This is a genomic window from Rathayibacter sp. PhB151 (assembly GCF_004366415.1).
GTDB classification, from domain to species: Bacteria; Actinomycetota; Actinomycetes; order Actinomycetales; family Microbacteriaceae; genus Rathayibacter; species Rathayibacter festucae.
This window is the reverse complement of sequence record NZ_SOEN01000008.1, coordinates 167,894-180,266: the sequence shown is the minus strand read 5'-3', so window position 1 is coordinate 180,266 and position 12,373 is coordinate 167,894. Positions and strand designations below refer to the sequence as shown.

Here is a 12,373-nt window from a genome sequence, read left to right as displayed (position 1 = left end):
CGCAGGCGGCCGGACTAGCGTCGGCCGCATGAGCATGCAGCGCACCCCCGTCACCGTCGCCGTCACGGGAGCGGGAGGCGCGATCGGCTACGCGCTCCTGTTCCGCATCGCCTCCGGGCAGCTCCTCGGGCCCGACGTCCCGGTCCGGCTGAGCCTCCTCGAGATCCCCGCCGGCCTGCGCTCCGCGGCCGGCACCGCGCTCGAGCTGCAGGACGGCGCGTTCGGGCTGCTGCGCGGCATCGAGGTCACCGACGACCCGGCCGCCGCGTTCGACGGCGCGAGCGTCGCCCTGCTCGTCGGCGCCCGCCCGCGCTCGGCAGGCATGGAGCGCGCCGACCTCCTCGCGGCGAACGCCGGCATCTTCGGTCCGCAGGGCGCCGCGCTGAACGAGCACGCCGCCGACGACATCCGTGTGCTCGTGGTCGGCAACCCGGCCAACACCAACGCCTGGATCGCCCGCGCGAGCGCTCCGGACATCCCGGCCGGGCGCTTCACCGCGATGACCCGCCTCGACCACAACCGCGCGGTCGCGCAGCTCGCCGCGAAGCTCGATGCTCCGGTCGACGCGATCTCCGGCGTCACGATCTGGGGCAATCACTCCGCCTCGCAGTATCCGGACGTCAGCCACGCGGTCGTCGACGGCCGGCCCGTCGCCGACCTCGTCGACGCCGCCTGGCTGCACGAGGAGTTCGAGCCGCGGGTCGCCAAGCGCGGGGCCGAGATCATCGAGGTGCGCGGCGCCTCCTCCGCCGCCTCGGCCGCATCCGCCGCGATCGACCACGTGCACGACTGGGTCACCGGCACCGAGTGGACCTCCGCGGCGGTCGAGTCCGACGGCTCCTACGGCGTGGAGGAGGGCCTGATCTCCTCGTTCCCCGTCCGCTCCGTCGACGGCGAGTGGCGGATCATCCCGGGCCTGGAGATCGACGCCCACTCGCGCGCCAAGATCGACGAGTCCGTGCTCGAGCTCCGTGCCGAGCGCGACGCCGCCCTGGCCTTCCTGGAGCGCTGACTCCGGTCGCGAGATGCCACTTGTGCACGCTTCTCACGGCGTGTCGCGTGCACAAGTGGCATCTCGCGGAGGGGGGTCAGCGCTGGGGGGACTTCTCGGGGGTGGGGAGGGTGCCGGCGGCGCGGGCGGCCTCGTACCAGGCGTGCGCCTCCTCCTGGCGGGTCGCCTCGGCGCCGCTCGCGATCGAGGCGCGGATGTGCTCGGGGCGGTAGCCGAACGCCGCGACCAGGTCGCCGGCGTGCGGGCGCAGGCGCGCGAGCAGGCGGTCGATGTAGGAGGTCACCGCGAGCGCCCGCTGCGACGAGAGCCGGCCGTGCAGCAGGTACCAGGCGAGGTGCTTCTCGATCAGCTCGAGGCCGAACAGGTCGCGGAGCCAGGTCAGCACCGTGCGCGTCCCGTCGTCCTCGATGGTGGCGAGCGCCTCGGTGAACGCCTCCCACTGCAGCAGCTCGGCGTGCGCACGAGCGGCCTCGATCAGCTCGCTCTGGTGCGCGTTGAAGAGGCGGGCGGCCTCGTCGGCGGGAAGCTTCGACGCCGAGCGCAGGCGGGACGCGACTCCCGAGACCATGCTCTCGACGCGGTCCGTGAGCAGCTCGCGCTGCTCGTCGCGGAGCTGGCCGACGGAGCGGGCGGTCGAGCCGCGGTCGGCGACGACCTGCGCGAGCCGCCGCAGCCCGGAGTTGTTGACCGTCGCTCCGGCGACCTGGCCGACCGCGTAGCGGGCCAGCTCCCCCGGCTGCGCGTTCTTGAACCGGCGGCCGACGTCGGTCAGCAGGCGCTTGGCGACGAGCTGCAGCAGGACGGTGTTGTCGCCCTCGAACGTGGCGTAGACGTCGAGGTCGGCGCGGAGCTGGGTGAGCCGGTTCTCGGCGAGGAAGCCGGCGCCGCCGCAGGCCTCGCGCGCCTCCTGCAGGGTGTCCAGGGCGTGCCAGGTGGACAGCGCCTTGAGACCCGCGGCGAGCGTCTCGAGGTCCTGCCGCGACTCGTCGGTGTCGTTCTTGCCGGAGAAGACGTCGTCGAAGGCGCGCAGCAGCCTGTCGTGCGCGAAGCCCGCCGCGTAGGTCGTGGCCAGGCGCGGAAGCAGCCGGCGCTGTTGCCGCTGGTAGTCGAGCAGCACCTCCTCGCGGTCGCCGCCGCCGGTGAACTGGCGGCGCTGGTCGCCGTAGGTGATCGCGATGGTCAGCGCGATCTTCGACGCCGCGACGGAGGCGCCGTCGAGCGAGACGCGGCCCTGGACGAGCGTGCCGAGCATGGTGAAGAAGCGGCGGCCCGGGCTCGCGATCGGCGAGGAGTAGCTGCCGTCGGCCGCGACGTCGCCGTAGCGGTTGAGCAGGTTCTCGCGCGGCACGCGGACGTGGTCGAAGTGCAGGCGGCCGTTGTCGATGCCGTTCAGCCCGCCCTTCAGGCCGTCGTCCTCACCGCCGACGCCGGGGAGGAAGGCACCCTCGTCGTCGCGGATCGGCACGTAGAACGCGTGCACGCCGTGATTCACCCCGCGGGTGACGAGCTGCGCGAAGACGACGGCGGCCCGGCCGTCGACGGCGGCGTTGCCGAGGTAGTCCTTCCAGGCGGCGCGGAACGGGGTGGTCAGGACGAAGTCGCCGGCCTCCTCGTCGAAGGTCGCCGAGGTCGCGATCGAGGCGACGTCGGAGCCGTGCCCGGTCTCGGTCATCGCGAACGCGCCGGGGATCTCGAGGCTCATGATGCCGGGCAGCCACTTCTCGTGATGCGGCTGCGTGCCGAGGTGCAGGACGGCCGCGCCGAAGAGCCCCCACTGCACGCCCGACTTGATCTGCAGCGACGGGTCGGCGGTGACCAGCTCCTCGAAGCCGGCGATGTTGCCGCCGTGATCGGCGTCGCCGCCGAGCGCGACCGGGAAAGCGCGGTGCACGCCGCCCTCCGCCGCGAGGATGCTCATCTGCTGCGTGACCCGGGCTCGGTGCTCGGCCATCGGGAGGCCGTCGGTCCGGTGCAGCTCGGGGCGAGAGGTGAGGGCGCGGGTCGCGAGGCGCTGCTCGCGCCACTCGCCGAGGAGCAGCTCGCCGAGGGCCGCGACGTCGACGCCGGGGGCGCCGTCCTCGTCGAGCCGGGCGTCGACCTCGCTGCCGAGGACGTCGACGGGCGGCGGCGGGGTGATCGGGCCGGAGCGGGAGCGGCGGACCCGGGAGCGCGATCCGGCGCGGTCGGCGGCGTCGGCGGCGGAGTGGGGGCGGGGCGCTGTGGTGCTCATGAGGAGGATCCCTTCGACCGTCTTCGGCTCGGACCGCTCGCGATCGGCCGGAGCGGAGGATCGAGCGGTCGATCCCGTCGCTGCAGTGCGTCGGGAGGCGGTGCTCCTGCACGGTAGGTCGGGTCGGCGGATCGCGGAAACGTTCCGTCGCGCGGCCACAAAGGGCGGCGGGAGCGGGCGGGGGCGGGTTGTCGGAACCGGCCAGCGGGGCGGGGCGCGGATGCGCCGGTGGTGGGGCTCGGGTCTGCGGACGCGTCGTGCCCAGGCGGGTGGGTCTCGATACGCCCCTGCGGGGGTACTCGACCGGCATGAAAGCAGACATGTGCGCCGAGACATGCTGATCGAGTAGCCCGCGGAGCGGGCGTATCGAGCGGAGGGGGAGCCTTCGGCGCCAGCGCAGGGCGGGGAAGAGGCCGACGTGCATGCGGTGGCGGGTCTCGATACGCCCCTGCGGGGCTACTCGACCAGCATGTCTGCGGGCGTCTCTTCCAAGTAGATCCGGCGACACCGGACAGCGGGTCCGAAGACCGGCCGTCTCGACGAGGGTGGGTCTCGATACGTCCCTGCGGGACTACTCGACCAGCATGCGAGGGCCCTGGGGTGGCGGGAGCGGCGTGGCTAGGCTCGGGGCATGAGCGAGCCGCAGCTGCCTCCGCCCCCGCCGCCTCGACGGGAGAGCCGGCCGGACTGGCGGCCGCCCACCTCGGTGGAGTCGGTGCAGGCGCTGGAGTCGGCGCGGGCGGGTACCGCCCCGACCCTCCACGGGTCGCGGCGCCCGGTGCGGGTGTGGGACCTCGTGCTGACGATGGTGCTGATCCTGTGCGCGCTCGGGGCGACGCTGCTGCTGTCCTACTTCGGCCTGTTCTTCGCGATGGCGAGCGACTCCTGCATGGGCGGGAACGACTGCGACACCGGCCTGATCGGCTGGGGTGTGCTCGTCGCCGCGGGCGGAGTGTGGGTCCCGTTCCTCGCGGCGATCGCCGTCTCCATCGTGCTGCTGGTGGTGCGGCGGATCGCGTTCTGGGTGCCGATCGCGGGGCTCGCGCTGTCGTTCGGCTGCACCGTGCTCGGCGGCTGGATGGTGTCGACCGGCGCCGGGAGCTGAGCGGCGCAGCTCGGCCCGACCGCCGATCAGGCGTCGCCGCGGGGAGGGACCGCGGAGTCGGCGTCGACGCGGGGTCGGCGACGCGGGTCAGCCGTTCAGGAGATCACGGTCGCCTCGGGCTGAGCGCCGCGGCGGGCTCAGTAGGTGTCCCAGCCGGGGTCCTCGTCGGGCTCCTCCGGCGGGACCCAGTCGTCCTCCGGCGGGGCGGAGGAGACGGGCGGGCCGGAGCGCTCGCCGCCGAAGGACGGGCGGGCGCCGGACGAGCGGGAAGCCGTCGTCCGGGCCGCGGGCTGGCGGCGCGCCGGGGCCGGCTCCTGGTTCGCGTCGGGCTCGGCGATCTCGGGCGTCTCGCCCGCGACGACGGCGAGCACCGCCGCGCCGTAGGTGATCAGCTTCTTCTGGCCGACGCCGCCGATGACGCTGAGGGCGTCGATCGTGGTCGGCTCGACCGTGGCGATCTCGCGGAGGGTCGCGTCGTTGAAGACGACGTAGGCCGGGACCGACTGCGCGCGAGCCTGGGCGACGCGCCACTCCCGGAGCCGCTCGAACAGGGGCTGCGCCTCGGCCGAGAGGTCGGAGACGGTGGAGCGGCCGGAGCGCGACGAGCCGCTCGAGCGCGCGGGGCGCTCGGGCTCCTGCCGCAGCTCCACCTTGCGCTCGCCGCTCAGGACCGAGGCCGACTCGGGAGTGAGCACGAGCGTGCCGAAGCCGTCGTCGTTCACGCCGAGCAGGCTCTGCGCGAGGAGCTGGCGGGCGACTCCGCGCCACTGGGTGTCGCTGAGGTCGGCGCCGATCCCCCAGGTCGCGATCGAGTCGTGCTTGTGCTGGGTCGTGCGCGGAGTTGTCTTGCCGCGCAGGATGTCGATGATGTGGCCGGCGCCGAACTGCTGGTTGCGCTCGCGCTTGAGCCGGACCACCGTCGAGAGGAACTTCTGCGCGGCGACCGTGCCGTCCCACGAGGCGGGCGGCTCGAGGCAGGTGTCGCAGTTGCCGCAGGGGGTGCTCTCCTGGCCGAAGTAGGCGAGGAGGTTCACCCGGCGGCACTGCACCGTCTCGGAGAGGGCGAGCATCGCGTCGAGGTGCGCGGACATCCGCCGCCGGTGCGCAAGGTCGCCCGGGGACTCGTCGATCATCCGGCGCTGCTGGACGACGTCCTGCAGGCCGTAGGCGAGCCAGGCGGTGGAGGGCAGGCCGTCACGGCCGGCGCGACCCGTCTCCTGGTAGTAGCCCTCGACCGACTTCGGCAGGTCGATGTGCGCCACGAAGCGGACGTCCGGCTTGTCGATGCCCATGCCGAACGCGATGGTGGCGCAGACGATGACGCCCTCCTCGCGGAGGAAGCGCGACTGCGCGGCGGCCCGGACCCGGGCGTCGAGTCCGGCGTGGTAGGCGACCGCGTCGAAGCCGGCCGCGCGCAGGGCCTCGGCCGTCGCCTCCACGCTCTTGCGGGAGAGCGCGTAGACGATGCCCGCGTCGTCGGCGTGCTCGCGCTTGAGGAAGTCGATCAGCTGCTTGCGCGGCTCGACCTTGTTGACGATGCGGTACTGGATGTTGGGGCGGTCGAAGCTGGAGATGAAGTGGCGGGCCGCGCCGAGGTGCAGGCGGGTGGTGATCTCGCGGTGGGTCGCCTCGGTGGCGGTCGCCGTGAGGGCGATGCGCGGGACGTCGGGCCACCGCTCGGCCAGCTCGCCGAGGGCGAGGTAGTCGGGGCGGAAGTCGTGGCCCCACTGGCTCACGCAGTGCGCCTCGTCGATGGCGAACAGGGCGATGCGACCGCGGGCGAGGAACTGCTTGGTGCCCTCGTTGCCGAGGCGCTCGGGGGCGACGTAGAGGAGGTCGAGCTCGCCGTCGAGGTAGGCGCGCTCGACGCGCTGGCGCTCGCCCATGTCCTGGGTGGAGTTGAGGAACTCGGCGCGGACGCCGTTCGCGCGCAGGGCGTCGACCTGGTCCTGCATCAGGGCGATCAGCGGCGAGACGACGACGCCGGTGCCGGGCCGGACGATCGAGGGGATCTGGTAGCAGAGCGACTTGCCGCCGCCCGTGGGCATCAGCACGACCGCGTCGCCGCCGCCGATGACCTGCTCGACGATGGCCTGCTGCTCCCCGCGGAACGAGCCGTAGCCGAAGACCCGCTCGAGGATCTCCTGAGCCTCGGCGGAGGAGCCGGCCGGGGCGTCCGCGGTGGGGCGCTCGGCGGTCGAGAGGGCGGTCGCGGTCGGCTCAGTCACCCGTGGAACTCTACCCGGCGCCTCCGACGCGGCCCCGGGCGAGCGGCGTTCTGGGGAGGGTCGCAGCAGGTGCGGGGGTGGGGAGGAGGGGCGGGCGCGGGCGAGTGGCGGGCGCCGGGGTGCCTCCGGCTCGCGGAACGACCTCGGGCACCCGGGAACGGGTCGATTCCGCGAGCCGGAGGTGGAATCGCGAGCCGGAGGTGAGCGCGAAGCGGCTTCGGCACGCGGAAGCACCTTCGGCACGCAGGAACCGGTCGATTCGACGAGCCGGAGGTCGACGAGAGGCGACCCCGGCACGCGGGAATGCCTTCGGCACGCGGGAACCCGCAGATTCCACGAGCCGGAGCCGGGACAACGAGCCGGAGGTGAGCGCGAAGCGCCCCTGGCACGCGGAAGCCTCTCCGGCACGCGGGATCCGGTCGATTCTGCGAGCCGGACCCGGGACCGCGAGCCGGACGCTGACGGAAGCACCCCCGGCTCGCGGAAATACCTCCGGCACGCAGGAACGGGTCGATTCTGCGAGCCGGAGCCGGGATCACGAGCCGAACACCAGCGCGAGGCGCCCCGGGCACGCGGAAACACTTCCGGTCCGCGGGGTCCCGCCGATTCCACGAGCCGGAGGTGGAATCGCGAGCCGGAGATGAGCGCGAAGCGGCTTCGGCACGCGGAAGCACCTCCGGCACGCAGGAACCGGTCGATTCGACGAGCCGGAGGTGGAATCGCGAGCCGGAGGTCGACGGAAGCGGGCGGATGAGAAGCCGGCAGGCGGGGCGAGAGGCCGGCGGGGTCAGAGGTCGGTGATCGTCTTGGTGTCGCCGTCCCAGAAGCGGATGCTCGCGAGGCCGACGGTGAAGGGCTCGCCGAGGAGGGGGACGGCCTGGCCGAGCTGCTCGGCGCGGAGGCGGCGGGAGACGCTGATGTGCGGGGTCCACGACTCGGGCAACGAGGTGGGCACGGCGCCGGGCATCAGCTCGGTCGCGCGGGCGTGCAGGGCGTCGAGGGCGGGCGCGCGGACGGCTCCCCAGGCGAGCACGAAGCGGCCGGAGTGCGGGAAGAGCAGCACGGCGCCGAGCTCGACGGTCGCCGGGAGCTCGCCGAGTGCACCCGGCGGCGGCGGGGTCAGCTCGGGGCCGGCGAGGAGGGTGAGGTGCGGGCGGTTGCTGGCGGACGTGTGCAGCGCGAGGCTCGGGATGCCGGCCGCCTCGAGCGCCTCCCACTGGCCGCGGATCCGGACCTCCGACTCCGGGTCGAGGAGGACTTCGAGACTGCGCATGCCCCCATCCTGCCGCGCCGGCCGGGTCGCTCCCGACCGCTCGCCCGGTCCGTGCCCGCGCGGCCGCGCGACCCTCCAGGAGTTGCGGTAGTCGGCACCGAGTACCGCAACTTTCGCGTACTCGACCGACTCGCAGCGCGCGGGCCTCGGGAGGTCGGCGAGTACGCAGAAGTCGTCGTACTGGGCGCGCGAGTACGACAACTTCTGGAGGGCGGGAGGGCCGCGGCCGTCCGTCCGTGCCCGCAGACGCGCAACCCTCCGGAAGTTGCGGTAGTCGGCGGCGAGTACCGCAACTTTCGCGTACTCGACCGAATCACAGCGCGCGGGCCACGGGAGGTCGGCGGGTGCTCGGAATTCGTCGTACAGGGCGCGCGAGTACGACAACTCCTGGAGGGCGGGAGAGGTGAGAGGGGTGGTCCGTGCCCGCGCGGCTGCGCGACCCTCCAGAAGTTGCAGTAGTCGACGGCGGCTACCGCAACTTTCGCGTAGTCGACGCGTCCCCGCCCGGGCCGGAGCGCGGAGACCGCGCGACTCTCCAGAAGTTGCGGTAGTGGGGCGTGACTACCGCAACTTTTGGAGAGTGGAGAGAGGGGTGGCCGGGCGCGGGCGTCAGCCGATAGTCACCAGGGCGGACAGGAGCTCCGGGGCGCGGCGGTCGAGGATGCGGCCGCCGACGCGGACGCCGACGAGGGCGAGCACGGCGCCGACGACCACGGCGGCGGCGAGCGCGCCGAGGCCGAAGCCGAGGCTGCCGCCGACCAGCGAGATCGTGCCGAGGATGAGCGAGGGCAGCGAGAGCAGGGCGGTCGCACCCATGCTGCCGAGCATCACGACGCTCGAGATCATCCCGGAGCCGGGCGGCGTCTTCAGCGGGCTGTCGCCGGGGGCCGGCACGGGGTAGACGACCAGCGCGGACGCGACGCTCGAGACGCCGAAGCCGCTGAGCACCAGCGCGAGCGACATCCCGAGGACCGCGGGGATCGACTCCGCCCGCCCGGCGTAGAGGCAGGTGCCGACGGTGACGATCAGCACGGCCGGCACGCCGATGAGGCCGGCGGCGATGACGCGGCCGGCGCGGTCGGCCGAGCCGGCGACTCCGGAGCTGACGTGCGCGGCCCACGCGGTGCCGTCGTAGGAGACGTCGGCGCAGAGGGTCACGCCGAAGATCAGCGCGATGAAGAGGGAGGAGAGGACGACCAGCATCGAGCCGCCGCCCTGCAGCGCGCTGTAGAAGACGGCCAGCACGACGACCGCGGGGATCACCAGCAGTCCGCGGCTGTAGCGCGGGTCGCGCCACCAGTAGCCCAGGGCCCGTGCGGCGATCGCGCCGGTCGGGGTGCCGGGGAAGCGGCCGAGCAGTCCGATGCCCTGCGCGCCCGAGGCGGCCTGCGAGGAGGACGCGGCGGGCTCGGCCAGCGCGTGCCGCAGCGCCCGGGCCCAGAGCCAGACCACGGCGGCGAGCGTCGCGACGCCGATCGCGAAGCGGCCGAGGGCGACCGCCCACTCCCCCGCGACGATCGCGCCGGGGACGCCCCAGATCGCGCCGAGCGGCGACCAGCCGAGGGCGGACGCGACGACGGGGAGCGTGTCGAGGCCGTCGCTGATCACGGTGGTCAGTCCGATGAACAGTGGTCCGAGCAGGATCACGACGACCAGGACGACGCCGCCGATCACCTCGCGGTAGCGGCGGCTCGAGCCGAGGCCGGTGGTCAGAGCGCCGATGAGGCGCGAGGCGACCACGCAGGTGGCGACGCCGATGACCGCCGAGACGAGGCCGGGCAGGATGCCGACGGGGTTGCTCCACCAGGCCGCCGCGGAGGCGAGCGCGGCCAGCGAGGTGACGATCCCGGGGAAGCCCGCGAGGCCCGCGGCGGCGAGGCCGAGCATCAGCGTCCGGAGCGGGATCGGGAAGGTCGCCAGGGTCGGCAGGTCCAGGCTCTGGTCCGAGCCGGAGACGAAGATCGGACCGAGGACCCAGCCCAGCAGCAGCGCGGAGCCGCCGAGGACCAGGGCGACGTTCGCGAACGCCGGGTCGGAGGCGCCGAGCGCGATCAGCCCGACGACCACGACGCCGAGCACGCCGACCGCGTAGAGCCCGCCGAAGATCACGCCGATCAGCTGCCAGACGTTGCGGGTGAGCGTGTTGCGCAGCAGCAGCAGGCGCAGCCTCAGGAGATGCGCAACCATGCCGGGCCCTCCTGGTGGGTGCGGCCGCCCACGAGGTCGACGAAGCGCTCCTCGAGGCTGGATCCGGCGCGGACCTCCTCGAGTGTTCCGGCGGCGAGGACGCGGCCGTCGGCGATGACGGCGACACGGTCGCACATCCGCTCGACGAGGTCCATCGAGTGGCTGGAGACGATGACGGTGCCGCCGGAGGCGACGTAGCCGGTGAGGATGTCGCGGATGTTCGCGGCGGAGACCGGGTCGACGGACTCGAAGGGCTCGTCGAGCACCAGCAGCCGTGGGGCGCGGACGAGGGCGCAGGCGAGCGCGATCTTCTTGGTCATGCCGGCGGAGTAGTCGACGACGAGGGTGCGGTCGGCGGGGTCGAGGCCGAGCAGGGCGAGCAGGTCGTCGGCGCGCTCGAGGACGGTCGGGCGGTCGATGCCGCAGAGCAGGCCGTAGTAGGTGATCAGCTGCAGGCCGGTGAGGCGGTCGAAGAGCTTGACGCCGTCGGCGAGCACGCCGATCAGCCGCTTGGCCTCGAGGGTGTCCTGCCAGACGTCGACGTCGTGGATGGTGACGGTGCCCGCGTCGGGGCGGAGCAGGGCGGTCGCCATCGAGAGGGTGGTCGTCTTGCCTGCGCCGTTGGGGCCGACGAGGCCGAAGAAGGAGCCGGCCGGCACATCGAGATCGATGCCGGCGACGGCCTCCTTGTCGCCGAAGCGCTTGCGGAGGCCCCGGATGCGGAGGGCGATCTCGTCCTGGCGGCCGGTGGCGTCGGGGGCCGCCCAGGCGGGGGCGGGGGTGGCGGTGGTCGCGGTGCTCGGGCTCGCGACGGCCGCGGTGGTGTCGTGCTGATCGACGCCGTCCTGCGGGGAGTCGGTCGCGTGCTGCGGGGTGCCGGTCGCGTACTGCGGGGTGCCGGTGGGCGTCGTGCCGTTCGTCCCGTCCATGGGAGTCCCTTCGGTGCCTGTGTTGACGGGGCCGCGGTGGGCGGCCGCCCCTCAACGGTAGCGAGGGTCGGGTTGCGCGGCATCAGTCGCCGGGAGGAGTGGGCCGGCAGCCGGGCGGAGGACCTTCGGCTCGCGGGTACCCGCCGGGCTCGCTGAAATCGACGGATTCGGCGAGCCGAAGCGGTGATCGCGAGCCGGAGGTGACTCCGGTGGGTCGGGCTCGTCGAACCGCGCTCGGCTCGCTCGAACCGGCGGGTTCCGCGAGCCGGGGGTGGAACCGCGAGCCGTAGGTCAGGGCTCGGCACCTCCGGCTCGTCGATTCGACTCCGGCTCGCGGGGCTGAGCCGAATCTGCGAGCCGGAGACGGGATCACGAGCCGGAGGTGGTTCGCGGGGGCCTTCGGCTCGTCGGAACGCGCTCGGCTCGCGGGAATCGGCGGAGTCGGCGAGCCGGAGGTGGAATCGCGAGCCGGAGGTGGGTCGGGCTCCTGAGGAGGCGCGGAGGGGGCGTGTCTAGGCTGAGCCGCATGCCCACGCTCCTTCTCGTCCGTCACGGGCGCACCACGGCCAACACCGCCGGGATCCTCGCCGGACGCACCGCCGGGGTCCGCCTCGACGACGTCGGGCGCACGCAGGCCGCGCGCACCGGGGAGCGGCTGGCCGCGGTCCCGCTCGCCGCGGTCGTGTCGAGTCCGCTCGAGCGCTGCCGGCAGACGGCGCGGTACCTGCTCGAGCGCCAGGACGGCTCGCCGGCGACGCCGATCGAGAAGGGGATCACCGAGTGCGACTACGGCGAGTGGCAGGGGCGCTCGCTCCGGGACCTCGCCAAGGAGCCGATGTGGTCGGTCGTGCAGAACCAGCCGTCGGCGGCGGTGTTCCCCGGGGGTGAGGGTCTGGCCGGGATGCAGGCGCGCTCGGTCGCCGCGATCCGGCGGCACGACGCGGCGGTGGCGGCGGAGCACGGGGCGAACGCGGTGTGGGCGGCGGTCAGCCACGGCGACATCATCAAGGCGGTGCTGGCCGACGCGCTCGGCATGCACCTCGACCTCTTCCAGCGGCTGTCGGTCGGGCCGGCGTCGGTGTCGATCATCCGCTACAGCACCGGGCGGCCGGACGTGATCGCGATGAACACGGAGGCCGGCGACCTGGGCTGGCTGCGGGCGCCGGCGCCGGCCGAGGCCGAGGCGCCGGTCGGGGGCGGGGCGGGGCACGAGTAGCGGCGCAGAACATCAGCTGAGAGGTGTGGGCGTCGGCTGTGGGGGGAGGGACACCAGTCTCAGCTGATGTTGTGCGGGGTGGATCTCGAAACGCCCGCTGCGCGGGCTCCTCGATCAGCATGCAGGTGACCGCGGTAGGCACACGCTGGTCGAGTAGGCGCGGAGCGGCGTATCGAGACCGAACGCCGGCGGA

Annotated in this window: 8 protein-coding genes; 3 read left to right on the top strand and 5 right to left on the bottom strand. The window is 73.6% G+C overall.

Annotation, left to right across the window (positions count from 1 at the left end; all coding sequences use genetic code 11):
• Positions 1-34 precede the first annotated feature (34 nt).
• A complete protein-coding gene (locus EDF35_RS14520) occupies positions 35-1,012 on the top strand; it encodes a malate dehydrogenase (protein ID WP_133963038.1) in 978 nt (325 codons plus the stop codon).
• Between the two features lie 76 nt (positions 1,013-1,088).
• Here EDF35_RS14520 and EDF35_RS14515 read toward each other — a convergent pair whose 3' ends face one another.
• A complete protein-coding gene (locus tag EDF35_RS14515; RefSeq protein ID WP_133962863.1) occupies positions 1,089-3,242 on the bottom strand; it encodes an acyl-CoA dehydrogenase in 2,154 nt (717 codons plus the stop codon).
• 631 nt (positions 3,243-3,873) lie between these two features.
• Between EDF35_RS14515 and EDF35_RS14510 the strand changes: the two genes are divergently transcribed.
• On the top strand, positions 3,874-4,347 hold the full coding sequence (locus tag EDF35_RS14510; RefSeq protein WP_133962862.1) for a DUF6264 family protein: 474 nt from the start codon (positions 3,874-3,876) through the stop codon (positions 4,345-4,347).
• A gap of 137 nt (positions 4,348-4,484) precedes the next feature.
• Here the strand turns inward: EDF35_RS14510 and recQ are convergent, their stop codons facing one another.
• The 4 genes from recQ to EDF35_RS14490 form a co-directional block, all read right to left on the bottom strand.
• Entirely contained in the window at positions 4,485-6,488 is a 2,004-nt protein-coding gene (gene recQ, locus EDF35_RS14505; protein WP_243840018.1) for a DNA helicase RecQ, read from the bottom strand.
• Between the two features lie 874 nt (positions 6,489-7,362).
• Entirely contained in the window at positions 7,363-7,848 is a 486-nt protein-coding gene (locus tag EDF35_RS14500; protein WP_133962861.1) for a 2'-5' RNA ligase family protein, read from the bottom strand.
• Between the two features lie 609 nt (positions 7,849-8,457).
• Positions 8,458-10,035 (bottom strand): transporter, encoded by a 1,578-nt coding sequence (locus EDF35_RS14495; protein WP_133962860.1) that lies wholly within the window; start codon positions 10,033-10,035, stop codon positions 8,458-8,460.
• Positions 10,017-10,964: an ATP-binding cassette domain-containing protein gene (locus tag EDF35_RS14490; RefSeq protein WP_133962859.1), complete on the bottom strand. Its 948-nt coding sequence runs from the start codon at positions 10,962-10,964 to the stop codon at positions 10,017-10,019. Before EDF35_RS14490 ends, EDF35_RS14495 begins: the two co-directional genes overlap by 19 nt.
• 526 nt (positions 10,965-11,490) lie before the next feature.
• Between EDF35_RS14490 and EDF35_RS14485 the strand changes: the two genes are divergently transcribed.
• Complete coding sequence (locus tag EDF35_RS14485) at positions 11,491-12,180, top strand: histidine phosphatase family protein (protein ID WP_133962858.1); 690 nt, start codon at positions 11,491-11,493, stop codon at positions 12,178-12,180.
• Positions 12,181-12,373 lie beyond the last annotated feature (193 nt).